This window comes from Mesorhizobium kamtschaticum, assembly GCF_056174585.1.
Genome location: NZ_CM149691.1, coordinates 1,354,482 through 1,368,372, shown reverse-complemented (window position 1 = coordinate 1,368,372; position 13,891 = coordinate 1,354,482). Strand labels below are relative to the sequence as shown.

At 64.0% G+C, this 13,891-nt stretch carries 17 protein-coding genes; 3 read left to right on the top strand and 14 right to left on the bottom strand.

Going from position 1 to position 13,891, the window contains the following annotated elements; all coding sequences use genetic code 11:
- Nucleotides 1–16 precede the first annotated feature (16 nt).
- Entirely contained in the window at nt 17–1,276 is a 1,260-nt protein-coding gene (locus AC0V7N_RS06650) for a ubiquinone biosynthesis hydroxylase (protein WP_475455831.1), read from the top strand.
- On the opposite strand, the gene AC0V7N_RS06645 is transcribed toward AC0V7N_RS06650, so the two are convergent.
- The 4 genes from AC0V7N_RS06645 to AC0V7N_RS06630 form a co-directional block, all read right to left on the bottom strand.
- Nucleotides 1,253–1,420 (bottom strand): hypothetical protein, encoded by a 168-nt coding sequence (locus AC0V7N_RS06645; RefSeq protein WP_475455829.1) that lies wholly within the window; start codon nt 1,418–1,420, stop codon nt 1,253–1,255. The two genes, AC0V7N_RS06650 and AC0V7N_RS06645, sit on opposite strands and share 24 nt — an antisense overlap.
- Before the next feature lie 79 nt (nt 1,421–1,499).
- A complete protein-coding gene (locus AC0V7N_RS06640; RefSeq protein WP_475455827.1) occupies nt 1,500–2,027 on the bottom strand; it encodes a hypothetical protein in 528 nt (175 codons plus the stop codon).
- Between the two features lie 160 nt (nt 2,028–2,187).
- Nucleotides 2,188–2,544: a YciI family protein gene (locus AC0V7N_RS06635; protein WP_475455825.1), complete on the bottom strand. Its 357-nt coding sequence runs from the start codon at nt 2,542–2,544 to the stop codon at nt 2,188–2,190.
- A complete protein-coding gene (locus AC0V7N_RS06630; RefSeq protein ID WP_475455823.1) occupies nt 2,541–2,768 on the bottom strand; it encodes a hypothetical protein in 228 nt (75 codons plus the stop codon). Before AC0V7N_RS06630 ends, AC0V7N_RS06635 begins: the two co-directional genes overlap by 4 nt.
- Nucleotides 2,769–3,029: 261 nt before the next feature.
- On the opposite strand from AC0V7N_RS06630, the gene AC0V7N_RS06625 reads away from it, so the two are divergent.
- Nucleotides 3,030–3,455 carry an OsmC family protein gene (locus AC0V7N_RS06625; RefSeq protein WP_475455821.1) on the top strand — a complete coding sequence of 142 codons (426 nt, stop codon included), beginning with the start codon at nt 3,030–3,032 and terminating at the stop codon, nt 3,453–3,455.
- Between the two features lie 102 nt (nt 3,456–3,557).
- On the opposite strand, the gene AC0V7N_RS06620 is transcribed toward AC0V7N_RS06625, so the two are convergent.
- The 7 genes from AC0V7N_RS06620 to AC0V7N_RS06590 form a co-directional block, all read right to left on the bottom strand.
- Nucleotides 3,558–4,187 (bottom strand): YceH family protein, encoded by a 630-nt coding sequence (locus AC0V7N_RS06620; RefSeq protein WP_475455819.1) that lies wholly within the window; start codon nt 4,185–4,187, stop codon nt 3,558–3,560.
- Between the two features lie 236 nt (nt 4,188–4,423).
- The gene (locus AC0V7N_RS06615) at nt 4,424–5,203 is read right to left on the bottom strand and encodes a succinate dehydrogenase iron-sulfur subunit (protein ID WP_010912301.1); all 780 of its coding nucleotides are present in this window, start codon (nt 5,201–5,203) and stop codon (nt 4,424–4,426) included.
- Nucleotides 5,203–5,640 (bottom strand): DUF3052 domain-containing protein, encoded by a 438-nt coding sequence (locus tag AC0V7N_RS06610; protein WP_475460219.1) that lies wholly within the window; start codon nt 5,638–5,640, stop codon nt 5,203–5,205. The genes AC0V7N_RS06615 and AC0V7N_RS06610 overlap by 1 nt, the downstream gene beginning before the upstream one ends.
- 2 nt (nt 5,641–5,642) lie before the next feature.
- Nucleotides 5,643–7,478 carry a succinate dehydrogenase flavoprotein subunit gene (gene sdhA / locus AC0V7N_RS06605; RefSeq protein WP_475455817.1) on the bottom strand — a complete coding sequence of 612 codons (1,836 nt, stop codon included), beginning with the start codon at nt 7,476–7,478 and terminating at the stop codon, nt 5,643–5,645.
- 1 nt (nt 7,479) lies between these two features.
- Entirely contained in the window at nt 7,480–7,878 is a 399-nt protein-coding gene (gene sdhD / locus AC0V7N_RS06600) for a succinate dehydrogenase, hydrophobic membrane anchor protein (RefSeq protein ID WP_475455815.1), read from the bottom strand.
- Nucleotides 7,878–8,300, bottom strand: coding sequence for a succinate dehydrogenase, cytochrome b556 subunit (gene sdhC / locus AC0V7N_RS06595; RefSeq protein WP_475455813.1), 423 nt, complete (start codon nt 8,298–8,300; stop codon nt 7,878–7,880). Before sdhC ends, sdhD begins: the two co-directional genes overlap by 1 nt.
- A 259-nt stretch (nt 8,301–8,559) precedes the next feature.
- Complete coding sequence (locus AC0V7N_RS06590) at nt 8,560–9,000, bottom strand: hypothetical protein (protein WP_475455811.1); 441 nt, start codon at nt 8,998–9,000, stop codon at nt 8,560–8,562.
- 340 nt (nt 9,001–9,340) lie between these two features.
- Between AC0V7N_RS06590 and AC0V7N_RS06585 the strand changes: the two genes are divergently transcribed.
- Nucleotides 9,341–9,703, top strand: coding sequence for a hypothetical protein (locus AC0V7N_RS06585; protein WP_475455809.1), 363 nt, complete (start codon nt 9,341–9,343; stop codon nt 9,701–9,703).
- Nucleotides 9,704–9,715: 12 nt separating this feature from the next.
- On the opposite strand, the gene AC0V7N_RS06580 is transcribed toward AC0V7N_RS06585, so the two are convergent.
- The 3 genes from AC0V7N_RS06580 to leuC all read right to left on the bottom strand — a co-directional run bounded on the left by AC0V7N_RS06580 (nt 9,716) and on the right by leuC (nt 13,745).
- Nucleotides 9,716–10,900 carry a diguanylate cyclase gene (locus AC0V7N_RS06580; RefSeq protein ID WP_496627759.1) on the bottom strand — a complete coding sequence of 395 codons (1,185 nt, stop codon included), beginning with the start codon at nt 10,898–10,900 and terminating at the stop codon, nt 9,716–9,718.
- 76 nt (nt 10,901–10,976) lie between these two features.
- Nucleotides 10,977–12,173 carry a GGDEF domain-containing protein gene (locus tag AC0V7N_RS06575; protein WP_475455805.1) on the bottom strand — a complete coding sequence of 399 codons (1,197 nt, stop codon included), beginning with the start codon at nt 12,171–12,173 and terminating at the stop codon, nt 10,977–10,979.
- A gap of 162 nt (nt 12,174–12,335) precedes the next feature.
- Nucleotides 12,336–13,745 carry a 3-isopropylmalate dehydratase large subunit gene (gene leuC / locus AC0V7N_RS06570; protein WP_475455803.1) on the bottom strand — a complete coding sequence of 470 codons (1,410 nt, stop codon included), beginning with the start codon at nt 13,743–13,745 and terminating at the stop codon, nt 12,336–12,338.
- Between the last annotated feature and the right edge of the window lie 146 nt (nt 13,746–13,891).

The window sequence follows — 13,891 nt, the reverse complement described above, 5'->3', positions numbered from 1 at the left end:
GCAAGGAGCCAAGACGATGGAACGCAAGGCGGACGCCAAGACCAGATCCGGGCTCGATGTCCTCGTCGCCGGCGCCGGCTATGTCGGGCTGGCCACCGCCGTTTCGCTGAAGCAGGCGCGACCGCATTTGGCCGTGGCGCTGGTCGATGCCGCGCCCGCCGGCGCCTGGCAACGGGACGGCCGCGCCTCGGCCATTGCCGCTGCCGCCTGCCGCATGCTCGACCAGCTTGGCGTCTGGGCCGAGATTGCGCCGCAGGCGCAGGCGATCACCGAAATGATCATCACCGATTCGCGCAGCGCCGATCCGGTGCGCCCGGTCTTCCTGACCTTCGGCGGCGAAGTGGCGCCGGGCGAGCCCTTTGCGCATATGGTCGCCAACAGGGCGTTGAACGGTGCCTTGCGCGCCAGGGCCGAGACGCTCGGCATCGACATCATCGAGGGCGTCGCCGTGCAGGGTTTTGAGACCAACGGCGCCGGCATCACGGTGCATCTGGCCGACGGTGCCGCGCTGACCGCACGGCTGCTGGTCGCCGCCGACGGCGTCAATTCGAAACTGCGCGACATGGCCGGCATCAAGACGGTGAAGTGGGACTACGGCCAGTCCGGCATCGTCTGCACCGTGGCGCATGAACGCCCGCACAATGGCCGCGCCGAAGAGCACTTTTTGCCGGCCGGCCCGTTTGCCACCTTGCCGCTGAAACCCGACAAGGACGGCACCAACCGCTCGTCGATCGTCTGGGTCGAACGCGCGGAAGATGCGAAAGCGCTCGTCGAAGGCGACGATCTCGTCTTCGAGCATGAACTCGAACAGCGTTTCAGCCTGAAGCTCGGCGAGATCCGCGTTGCCGACAAGCCGCGCGCCTGGCCGCTGGGCCTGATCATCGCGCGGGCCTTCGTCGCACCGCGCGTGGTCCTTGCCGGCGACGCCGCCCACGGCATCCACCCGATCGCCGGACAGGGCCTCAATCTCGGCTTCAAGGATGTGGCGGCGCTTGCCGAGGTGATCGTCGAGGCGGACCGGCTCGGCCAGGACATCGGCGCGCTCGACGTGCTCGAGCGCTACCAGCAATGGCGCCGTTTCGACACGGTGCAGATGGGCATCACGACGGATGTGCTGAACCGGCTGTTTTCCAACGACATCACCCCGCTGCGCACCGTCCGCGACATCGGCCTTGGCCTGGTCGAGCGCATGCCGCGCTTGAAAGAGTTCTTCATCCGCCAGGCATCAGGGCTGTCAGCCGGCACGCCACGGCTATTGAAAGGGGAGGCGATCTAGCAGCCAAAGCAGATAATAAAAGACCACGACCGCGACCAGCATGCCGATCACAACCCTGCCGGCCCTGGACTTGCGCAGCCTGTCTCCGAACAGCGTCTCGATCAGATCGGCCAGTTCCGCAGCCACGTAGGCAATTGCTTCCATCTGCGCCTTGACGGTTTGGTGTGCCTTCCACTGATGTGGAGACGAACGCCTTCCGTTCAAAGATCGATGTTGACGAAGGTCAATTCACCTCAAAACCCAGCTTCTGCCGCAGCCGCAGCATGCGTTGGTCGGCGATCTCAAGGCGCTTCTCGCCGCCTTGTGCGGCGCGGTTGACCATCTGCAGCAGATCGTTTCTCTCCGCCACATCAAGGCGCTCACGCAGGAATGGCGCCAGCTTGTCGATGACGACAGTGGTGTCGTCGATCTGTGACGCCGCCCATTTGGCGTAGATCACCGCCTCGTCGGTCTTCTTCTTGTCGGCGATCTCGGAAATGACAGCGCGGATGACGGCCTCGCGCTGCGGCAGGATCGGCCCGCTCTCGGAAACGATCGATGTGATCAGCGTCGCGGCAGCCACCACCGGATCGTCGATCGCCGTCAGCGGCGACAGCGCCGCCTGCTTGCGCAGCTTCTTGCGCCTGATGTTGCCTTGCACGCGCCCGACAACGTCGGCGACCTCGCGCGCGGCGTCGTTCATGGCCTTCATCCGGTACCACCAGAACGCCGCCGCGCCGAGCACGCCAAGGACAGCAATCAGAAAAGGCATGTCGACATCCCCGAGGAATCCGCGCGACGATAGGAGAACTGTCGGGCTGCTTCAACACGCAAGAGTTGCTTCTGATGAAGAAAACTCAATTTGCGGCTGGTGAAGCTTAGGCGATGAAACAAGCCGACCTGCGGCCCCAACCGCCAAACCCAGGCTCCGCCTATGATCCCGGTATGTCGTAGATCGCCCGTACCTCGATCGTGCCGAGTTCGGCCAGCGGGATGCCGGCGGCGATGTCCAGCGCTTCGTCGAGAGTGTCCGCTTCGACCATCACGAAGCCAAGCAACTGCTCCTTGGTTTCGGCGAAGGGGCCGTCGATGACAAGGCGCTTGCCCTCGCGCCGTCGCACCGACTTTGACGTCCTCACCGATTGCAGCGCCTGCGCGATGATCAGTTTGCCCTCTTGGTCCAGGGACCTGTCATAGGCCAGCGAATCGGCGTCGAGCTTGGCCCCCCGTTCGGGCGTCAGCGCATAGAGGTCTTTCTCCTCGCCATAGACCAGGCAGACATATTTCATTTCCAGCTCCCTTGCTGCGATGAACCATAGGATGCGGTGACGAGCGTGTCAGCCTTGCCGTCGACCGCGGCCGCATGGTCGAGAAGGCATGCCGCGACACCGATGATGGCAACAGCCGCCAGCAGCCTGCCGAGGATGGGCGCCGGCGGATCCAGCCAGAAGTCTTCCTGTCGCCCGGGCTTATCGCCTGGGCTCTTCCACAGTGCGAAAAACAGATTGCCCATGTGAACCTCCATCCGGCCACGAAACCCATGGCCGCCCGCAGGACGGCCGGGCCGGATGGAAGTCGACATTTTTGCGTGAATATTTTTTCTGAAAAGCACGAATATTTTTCGGAGGCTCCGGGGCAACGAGTCCGTCATCGTGCCGTGGTCTAAACAGCGCAGTGGTCTTCGCGCCCGCCCGCGCTATAGTTGAACGGACGCCGGGGCTCACCCAGCCAAGTTCACGACAACCCCAAGTTCACGACAACCAAGGAGGACTTCATGGACCGCACCGCAACAGCCGTCTGGAAAGGCAATCTGAAAGAAGGCAAAGGCACGCTCGACAGCCAGAGCGGGACGCTCAAGGGCACGCCCTATTCGTTCAAGGCGCGCTTCGAGGATGAAAGCGGCAAATCCGGCACCAATCCGGAAGAGCTGATCGCGGCCGCGCATGCCGGCTGCTACGCCATGCAGTTCTCGCATTTCCTGGCCGAGAACGGTACGCCCGCCGACCAGCTCGACGCCAAGGCGGTGGTGACGCTGGTTCCCGGCACGGGGATCACTGGCAGTGCCCTCACCGTGGTCGGCAAGGTGCCGGGCATCGATGCGGCGAAGTTCAAGGAATTGGCCGAGAAGGCCAAGGCCGAATGCCCCGTCTCCAAGGCGCTCGGCGCGATCAAGGTGTCGCTCGACGCCAGGCTCGGCTGAGCAGGGTGACCTGAAGTGACAAACGCCGGCCTGAGAGCCGGCGTTTTCATGGCGGACAATGGCGCCCCTGCGCGGCGGCGTCTGGAATGATTGCTGGCCGCCCTAAGCGCCCAGCGTATCAAGCCGGGCGCGAAGCGCGGCGACTTCCTGCTCCAGCGCCTCCAATCTCGCTTCCAGGTCGGAGTGAGGCATGGCCGGCGCACTGCGCTGGGCCGAAAGGGCTGCAACGTCCACCGGGCCAGCGAGAAGATGCACGTAGCGGTCCTCGCGTTGGCCCGGCCCGCGCGGGATTTCCTGGATCAGCGGCGGCCGGCGGCCGATCAGCATGTCGAGTTCAGCGCGCAGGTCTTCGATCGACGAAAACCGCGCCATGCGCTCGGCTCGCGCCAGGAGCTCATGCGCCGTCTGCGGCCCGCGCAACAGGAGCAGGCCGAGCAAGGCGGTCTGCGGCGTGGTCAACGAGAAGCGCTGCGCCATCTGATGCTCATAGCGCTCGACGCGCGAGCCGAACATCTGCCGCACCAGCCCCTTCTGCTCGAGCAGCTTCAGACCCCGGTGCACCTCTGTCTGCTCCAGCGCCATCACCGGCTCGCGCGCCGTCTTCTGGTTGGCGGCGGCAAGGGCTGCGTTGAGCGTCAGCGGGTAGACATCAGGCGTCAGCTCCTTCTTCTCGATCAGGCAGCCGAGCATGCGCGCTTCGACGGGGGAGAGGATGGGAAGGTCTTCGCTCATTGGGTTGAGTATCCTTTTTGAGGCCGAGGGACAGCACCCCCCTCTGTCCTGCCGGACATCTCCCCCACAAGGGGGGAGATCAGCGGTTTTGTCGCTGTGCATCCATTCTTGCGCCGTTGGAGATTAGCGAAAGCAGGAACAATGGCCAATCTCCCCCCTTGCGGGGGAGATGTCCGGCAGGACAGAAGGGGGTGTGAAGGATCGCTACGTCCGAGGTTGCAGCAAATCTGCTCCGCCTAAACCCGCCGCTCCACCATCATCTTCTTGATCTCCGCGATCGCCTTGGCCGGGTTGAGGCCCTTGGGGCAGGTCTGCGCGCAGTTCATGATGGTGTGGCAGCGGTAGAGCCGGAACGGGTCTTCGAGATTGTCGAGCCGCTCGCCCTTGGCCTCGTCGCGGCTGTCGATCAGCCAGCGATAGGCCTGCAGTAAAGTTGCCGGGCCGAGATAGCGGTCGCCGTTCCACCAGTAGCTCGGGCACGAGGTCGAGCAGCAGGCGCACAATATGCACTCGTAGAGCCCGTCGAGCTTCTCGCGGTCCTCATGGCTCTGCAGCCATTCCTTGGCCGGCTGCGGCGACACCGTCTTCAGCCACGGCTCGATCGAGGCATGCTGGGCGTAGAAATTGGTGAGGTCGGGCACGAGGTCCTTGACCACCTGCATATGCGGCAGCGGATAGACTTTCACGGCGCCGGAAATGTCGTCGCAGCCCTTGGTGCAGGCCAGCGTGTTGGAGCCGTCGATGTTCATGGCGCAGGAGCCGCAAATGCCTTCGCGGCAGGAGCGGCGCAAGGTCAGTGTCGGGTCGATCTTGTTCTTGATCCACAGCAGCGCGTCGAGCACCATCGGCCCGCAATCATCCATATCGACGAAATAGGTGTCGATGCGCGGGTTCTCGTCATCGTCCGGCGACCAGCGGTAGATGCGGTATTCCCGCAGATTGGTGGCTCCTTCCGGCTTCGGCCAGGTCTTGCCCTGCTGTATCTTCGAATTCTTGGGGAGCGTCAGTTCGACCATTACCTCAGGTCCTTTCGGATGACGAGCTTCAGCCCGGACCAGATTTCATTGACGGCGGCGACCTTGACGTCGACGAGGTCAAGCTTCAGAGCTTCAGTGCGGACGACGCCCTCGGTGACATCGGTCGGCACCTTCGACGCCTTTTTCGGCCAGGACACCCAGACCATGCCGTTACGCTTGATCGCCGCCTCGACATCGCCCAGGCGATCCTCGATTTCGGCGCGCTGTTTGGTGAAGGCATGAACGGCGTCGTATTTGAGAGCGGCACCCGCAATCTCCGACCAATCGGCCAGCCGATCGACTCCGGCAAAAGCCACGGCGTCAGTCAGGTCGTCGAGCTCCGGCGGCAGCGCTATGAAGGCTGCGACCATGCCGTCCTTGAGGCCGAGCTTGGCCGGAAGCGGCGTGCCGGAATAGCCTGAGCCCACCAGCGCCATCATCAATACACCCTGGCCTTGGGCGCGATCTTGGCGAGGCTGATGCCACCGTCCTTTTCGGCCAGCAGCGGCTCGGTGTGCACCGGCCGGTAGGAGAGCGTCACCTTGCCGTCTTCGCTCAGCTTGGCCAGCGTGTGCTTGCGCCAGGTAGCATCATCGCGCGCGGAAAAGTCTTCACGCGCATGCGCGCCACGGCTCTCCTTGCGGGCCTCGGCGCTGTAGACGGTGGTGATGGCATTGGCCATCAGGTTTTCCAGCTCCAGCGTCTCGACCAGGTCGGAGTTCCAGATCATCGAGCGGTCGGAGACCTTGATGTCCTTGAGCTCGCCCCAGATTTGCGAAATGCGCCTGCAGCCATTTTCCAGCGATTCCTGCGTGCGGAATACGGCGGCGTCTTCCTGCATCGCCTTCTGCATCTTCTCGCGCAGCACCGCCGTCGGCGTCGAGCCATTGGCGTGGCGCAGCCCGTCGAAGCGGTCCATGATCTTTTCGACCGAAGCTTCGTTGGGCGAAGGGATCGCCGACTTGCGGTCGATGACCTGGCCGGCGCGGATCGCCGCGGCGCGGCCGAATACGACCAGATCGATCAGCGAGTTCGAGCCCAGCCGGTTGGCGCCGTGCACCGAGGCGCAGCCCGCTTCGCCGACCGCCATCAGGCCGGGCGACACCTTGTCCGGGCTGCCTGTTGTCGGGTTCAGCACCTCGCCCCAATAATTGGTCGGCACGCCGCCCATATTGTAGTGCACCGTCGGCAGCACCGGGATCGGCTCCTTGGTCAGGTCGACGCCGGCGAAGATTTTTGCTGATTCCGAAATGCCTGGGAGCCTTTCGTGCAAGACCGCCGGATCGAGGTGATCGAGGTGGAGAAAAATATGATCCTTCTTCTTGCCGACGCCACGGCCCTCGCGGATCTCCAGCGTCATGCAGCGCGAGACGACGTCGCGCGAGGCAAGGTCCTTGGCCGACGGTGCGTAGCGCTCCATGAAGCGCTCGCCTTCGGAATTGACGAGATAGCCGCCCTCGCCGCGCGCGCCTTCGGTGATCAGGCAGCCGGCGCCGTAAATGCCGGTCGGGTGGAACTGCACGAATTCCATGTCCTGCAATGGGAAGCCGGCGCGAGCGGCCATGCCGCCGCCGTCGCCGGTGCAGGTATGCGCAGAGGTCGCCGAGAAATAGGCGCGGCCATAGCCGCCGGTCGCCAGCACCACCATCTTGGCCGAGAAGCGGTGGATGGTGCCGTCATCGAGATTCCAGGCGACGACGCCGGTGCAGGTGCCGTCCGGCTCCATGATCAGGTCGAGCGCGAAATACTCGATGAAGAACTGCGCGTTGTTCTTCAGCGACTGGCCGTAGAGCGTGTGCAGGATGGCGTGACCGGTGCGGTCGGCGGCGGCACAGGTGCGCTGCACCGGCGGGCCTTCGCCATAATTCATCATGTGGCCGCCGAACGGCCGCTGGTAGATCTTGCCCTCTTCGGTGCGCGAGAACGGCACGCCGTAATGTTCGAGCTCATAGACCGCCGCTGGTGCTTCGCGCACCAGATATTCCATGGCGTCGACGTCGCCCAGCCAGTCCGAGCCCTTGACGGTGTCGTACATGTGCCACTGCCAGGAATCCGGGCCCATATTGGACAGCGAGGCCGCGATGCCACCCTGCGCGGCCACCGTGTGCGAGCGGGTCGGGAACACCTTGGTGATGCAGGCGGTGCGCAGGCCCTGCTCGGCCATGCCGAGCGTGGCGCGCAGACCCGCGCCGCCGGCGCCGACGACCACCACGTCGAATTTGTGGTCGACAAAAGTGTAGCCTGCCGTGTTGGCTGATTTCGCGTCCTTGGCCAACTCAGCCTCCGAATGCCAGCTTGAGCAGGGCGAAGATCGAGGCGACGCCAACCGCTATGGTGAAAAATGTGTTGAGCGCGATCGTCGCCAGCTTCAGCCCCTCGCCGGTTATATAGTCCTCGATGATCACCTGCATGCCGAGCCGCATATGGATAAGGCCGGAGATGAGCACCAGGGCAATCACCAGCGCCACGAACGGGTTGGCAAGCGCCGCTCGCACCTCCGCATAGCCGGCGCCGTTGAGCGCGATCAGGAACCCGACGAAGAACAGCGTCAGCGGAATGTTGGCGAGCGCCGTCAGCCGCTGGCGCCAGAAATGCTGCGTACCCTCGTGGGACGAGCCGAGACCGCGGACCTTCGCCAACGGCGTGCGCATGTCGTTCTTGTTGCCGCCGCTCATCACAGGGCTCCCCGCGCCATATAGCCGGCAACCCAGATCAGCAGCGTGAGCAGGATCGAACCGACAAGCGTCGCCCAGGCGATCTTCGAAGCCGTGTGCTTCTCCAGCCCCGCGCCCGTGTCCCAGACCAGGTGGCGGACGCCGCCCAGCATGTGATGCATCAGCGCCCAGGTGTAACCGAACAGGATGAGCCGGCCGAGCCAGGTGCCGAAAGCCCAGTTGACCCAGTCGAATGTCGCCTGCGAGCTCGCCGCCGCCATCAGCCAGACGGCGACCAGCAGCGTGCCGAAATAAAGCGCCCCGCCGGTGATGCGATGGATGATCGACATCGTCATCGTGATCGGCGGCCGGTAGATCGTCAGATGCGGCGAGAGCGGCCGTTCACGTCTGGCGAATTCGCGGGTGGCTGGTGATTTGCTCATGGCTCCCCCAGGTTCGGCGTCTCTGGAGCCGCAGGTAGAAATGCGGCATTGCCGCTTCCGGTTGCGACTTCGGACAGCCGGTTTCTAATGCTCTTTTTGCACCGCGTCAAAGCCAGAAAATCGTTTTGGAAACGTCATTTAGTCTGACAAAAAGGCAGGCTCGGGCTTCAATCGATTAGCGGCTGATGGCCCGCAGCCGGCTCCATATCGCTGCAGTGCAGCATATCCGGTCCAGGGCTCGGCTGTCCTGAGATTCGAACTACCGCTTGCAGGTCTGCGGCGTCGAGCCCCTCTTCATCACCAGCGCCTCACGCCCGTCGATCACGATTGCGTTATGCGTCGCGGCCTCCTGGTAGCGGCTGGACTGGTTGGCGGGCGACGCCACAAACTCCTCGGTCGCGCCACCCGGCTCGATCACACGCAACGACGAGCCGAGATTCTGAATGGTGATCGCACTGCCATTGCCGCATCCATAGGTCGCTGTACCCGCAGTGGATCGCGGCGCGGTGAGATCGGTGGTGATCTTGGTTGCCGGTGCTGGAGGCGCGGATGCCGGGGGCGCCGCGGCTGTGATGGACTGCTGAGCCGGCGCCGGCGAGACGGTATTGGCCGCGTTCGGCGAGCCATCCTGCGGCACACAGGCCGCGATGATAACGAGCAACGGGAAAACGGACACCCAAACCGTCCGGCATAACGCCATATGCTGTCCTCCCATGCGACAAGCTAGCCGCGATGCTTTGCCAAGATCAAGGGCACCCACCGCTGTCGCATTTGGAGCCGGCCGCGATGGTGCGGCCAAGCATGGCCGAATGATGGCCGCCGGGTTTTCCCTCCAGTCGGAAATTAACCATGTTTGACAAGACATCGCCGCGCAACGCGCCAGCCTCTTAACAAAGGTTAATAAAAGGTTAATTTCTGATTCGAGGAGCCATGCATGTCGCCCAAAAGTGCGTCAGCGGTTTTGGGGCAACGACATGCATCCAAACAAGAATTAAAGCGCGTCGCGACGCGCTTTGGCCTCTAACCATCAGGAGGACGCCATGCGTTCGAACTCTGGCAGATTGCGCCTTGCTGCGCTCATTGTGGCGGCCTCGGTCGCCGGCCTGGCGACGCCCACGCTGGCCGATGGACGCCATCAGGATCGCGTCTACGCCGATTCCTTCGGCAATCTCGTCATCGACAGCGCCGCCGGCTACAAGCGCATCATCGTCGGCGAAGGCAAACTGGCCAAGCAACTGTCCGACTACACCAGCGCCGGCCAGCCCAAGGTGATCTACCAGAACGAATCCGACGAAATTTCGGGCGACAGCGATTGCTACCGGCCGCCGGTCTTCGTCAAAGGCCGCAGCTACATGTACGGGCTGTCCGACGGCGAAATGCCCGAACTCAGCCCTTGCCGCTAGAGCTCATGACGATCACGTTGGACGACCATTCGCCTCCCGGCCCGGCCAGACACGTACGCAGTCGCGCCCGGCATTCTTCGCCAGATAAAGCGCCTCGTCCGCGCGCCGCATGAGATCGGCAATGGTTTCACTGGGATGAAGTTCGGCGACGCCGAAACTTGCCGTGCAGCGGTTGTCCGCCGGCAGCCCGTCGATGGGAAGCGTGCCGAAGGCACTGCGCGTGCCCTCGGCGAACAGCCGGGCGGCCGCCAGATTGGTTCCCGGCAGGATGATGGCGAATTCCTCACCGCCGATGCGGCCGGCGACATGGTGCCCGGCGGCGGCCTCGCGCAGGAAACCGGCAAAGGTCTCGATCACCCGGTCGCCCGAGGCATGGCCGAAATTGTCGTTGATGCTCTTGAACCGATCGAGATCGGCGATGACCAGCGTGACTGGAACGCCTTGCCGCATGGCGCCAAGCATCGCCTGCTCGGCCTGGCGCGTGAAGGCACCGCGATTGAGCAGCCCCGACAGCGTATCCGTCTCCGACCGCGACGTCACTTCCGCCAGCACCTCAAGAACCAGGATGGCCAGTATCAGCAGCGCCAGCGCCAGGGCAAAGACGGTGCCGAGCGATTGCGACACCAGCGCGTAATTGCTTTGCAGATAGGCCTGCGGACTGGCGCCCCAGCCACCGAGCGCATGCGCGATGAACGGCTTTGACGCGAACTGCACAGCACTGGCGGCGAGCACGGCCATCAGGATGCGATCGAGCCGGCCACGCCTTTGCCTGGACGACCAGACGATGGCCAGGCCGACGAATTGCATGACGGCATAGGGAAGCTGGTAGGCCATCATGCGAGCCAGCGACTGGCGCGGCAGGTCCTGCACGACATAGACGGCGATGGTGGCGGCGGCCAGGAAGAACAGCATCGGCGGCCATGGCGGCGTCACGCCGTATTTGCGGGCCAGTCCGGCATTGAAGGCCATGGTGGCGCCGAGGAAGACCGCGAAGGCGGTGACCACCGGTATCCGGGCATCGGTGAAGGCCGGAATGCTGAATTCGATCGCCGAATAGGCCATGCCCAGGATATAGCCAAAGGCAAACCAGCGCGCCGGAACGCGGCCGACATCGTGGAACGCGACCGCCATGAAGGATGCCGCCAGCAGGCCGGCAACCGACAGATTGATCAACAGGATGAAGTTCGCGCCGCTCATCTCTCCTCGCACCCCGTGCCTCAGCTAAACATCGACGGGCGAAAAAGACGTTAACGGGCGCTAAAATATGCTGGCGTCAGCCGGTCTTGGACGGCTCCAGGACGAACAGCGCTTCGGGCCGTTCGTAGGAGAGGCGCACGCTGTCGCGGCCATTCTTCTTGGCCTTGTAGAGCGCCTCGTCGGCACGGCGCATCAACGGCTCCAGTGCTTCGTCGCCGCTGCGGGCGGCCACGCCGAAACTGGCGGTGACCTTGGTGCCGGCGGGAAGTCCGTCGACGCCGCCAGCGGAGTAGAGCGTGCGTACAGCCTCGGCGAACAGCCGCGCGGCGGCGAGATCGCTCAGGGGCAGGAGCACGGCGAACTCCTCGCCGCCGATGCGCCCGGCAGCCCCGCGCGCGCCTGCAGCCGAGCGGAGCTTGGCGGCGAAATCGGCGATCACCCGGTCGCCGGCGGCGTGGCCGTGCACATCGTTGAGCGCCTTGAAATGGTCGAGGTCGGCCAGCACCAGCGCCACCGGGAACCTGGCCACCGCGCAGTGCTGCAGGAGCACGGCCGCGCGCTCCTCGAAGCCGCGCCGGTTGAGCAGGCCCGACAGCGGATCGGTGTGCGTCTCGGCCTTCAGCGCCTTCATGACGTCGAGGGCCGCGGCGGTGAACAGGCAAAGCGCGATCAGCAGCGACAGCAGCGCGTGCGACAGCAGCGCCGTGGTCCAGTAGGACGAACCGTAGAACCCGTCATAGCTGGTGAACGGCCCGTGCGCGATGACGACGACAAGCGTGCGCACGAAGAAGTTGAGGCCCGACAGCAGCGACAGCACGAACAGGATTTTCTCGGTCGGGCCGTTGTTGCGCACCGGCCGCAATTCGGCGGCGACCAGAAGGCTGATGCCGCCGAAGGCGAAATTCATCGCCAGGATACGCCAGGTGAGATCCGGCGCGACGAACAGGAACCAGCACAGCGATGCCAGGCCACCGCCTGCCAGAACGCCGATCCCCACATAGGGCACCTTGCGGCCGTAGCGGACGACGATGGCGCCCGACAGGCAGCAGCCGGCGATGGTGAAGCAGATGTTGGACACCAGCTTGGTCAGCGCCATGCCAATGGGCAAGGTGAAATACTGGAACAGAAAGCCGGGGGCCGAAACACAGTAGCTGAGCGCCAGCACGGCCAGATAGGGCCGGTGGCGCTGATAGGTCCATAGCACGAAGAAGGCCGCGCCGAGGGCCAGCGCGATCGTCGGATTGAGCAGCGCTATGAACAGACCGGTGTCCAAAGGACGGTGACTTCCCCTCGCTTGACGTCAGGGAAGAGCTTAGAGCGCAAGCGCAAACAAGCGGTTAAGCTCCGGCGAATATGTCGGCCGCATCAATGAAAAGACCCCGGAAGCGCAAGGCGATCCGGGGTCTGGCAATCAATAAACCGTGTAGACGGGACGTTATTTCCAGTCGCGGATGTCGACGAAGTGGCCGGCGATCGCCGCCGCCGCCGCCATCGCCGGCGACACCAGATGGGTGCGGCCCTTGAAGCCTTGCCTGCCCTCGAAATTGCGGTTCGAGGTCGAGGCGCAGCGTTCATGCGGCTTCAGCCGGTCGTCGTTCATGGCGAGACACATCGAGCAACCCGGCTCGCGCCAGTCGAAACCGGCGGCGAGGAAGATCTTGTCGAGGCCCTCGGCTTCCGCCTGTTCCTTGACGAGGCCCGAGCCCGGCACGATCATGGCGTTGACGCGCGGATTGACGGTCTTGCCCTCGATCACCTTGGCGGCGGCGCGCAGATCCTCGATGCGGCCATTGGTGCAGGAGCCGATGAAGACGCGGTCGAGCGCGATGTCGGTGATCTTGGTGCCCGGCGTCAGGCCCATATAGTCGAGCGCGCGCTGCTTGGAGGTCCGCTTGTTCTCGTCGGTGATATCGTCCGGGTTGGGCACGATGCCTTGCACCGAGACGACATCCTCGGGCGAGGAGCCCCAGGAGACGATCGGCGGCAGTTTCGCCGCGTCGAGCACGATCACCTTGTCGAAATGCGCGCCTTCGTCGGACTGCAGCGTCTTCCAATATTCAAGCGCCGCATCCCAGGCCGCGCCCCTCGGCGCGCGCGGCTTGTCCTTGACATAGGCGAAGGTGGTCTCGTCGGCGGCGATCAGGCCGGCGCGCGCGCCGCCCTCGATCGACATGTTGCAGATCGTCATGCGGCCTTCCATCGACAGCGCACGGATCGCCTCGCCGGCATATTCGATGACATAGCCGGTGCCGCCGGCGGTGCCGATCTCGCCGATGATGGCCAGGATGATGTCCTTGGCGGTAACGCCTTCCGGCAACTGGCCATCGACGCGCACCAGCATGTTCTTGGCCTTGCGCTGGATCAGCGTTTGCGTCGCCAGCACATGCTCGACCTCGGACGTGCCGATGCCGTGCGCCAAGGCTCCAAAAGCACCGTGGGTCGAGGTGTGGCTGTCGCCGCAGACGATGGTCATGCCGGGCAAGGTAAAGCCCTGCTCCGGGCCGATGATGTGGACGATGCCCTGGCGGATATCGTTCTCGGAATAATATTCAACGCCGAAATCCTTGGCGTTCTTGGCCAGCGCCTCGACCTGGATGCGGCTTTCCTCGTTCTTGATGCCGAACTTGCGCTCGGGCGAGGTCGAGACATTGTGATCGACCACGGCCAGCGTCTTTTCCGGATGCCGCACTTTGCGGCCGCTCAGGCGCAGGCCTTCGAAGGCCTGCGGGCTGGTCACTTCATGGACGAGGTGGCGGTCGATGTAGAGCAGGCAGGTGCCGTCGTCCTGGCGGTCGACGACATGGTCGTCGAAAATCTTGTCGTAGAGGGTGCGCGGTGCGCTCATGTGCGTAAATCCGTCGATATGAGAATGGGAAAGAGCAGAAGCCGGCAATCTCGGGCCGGCGAACGACCTGGACAGGTCGGCCTAGCTAAGTCGGCTGGTCAGCGCACCGCTGACGCGCGCGGAAAAGCGCGACGGCAGGCGTTTTC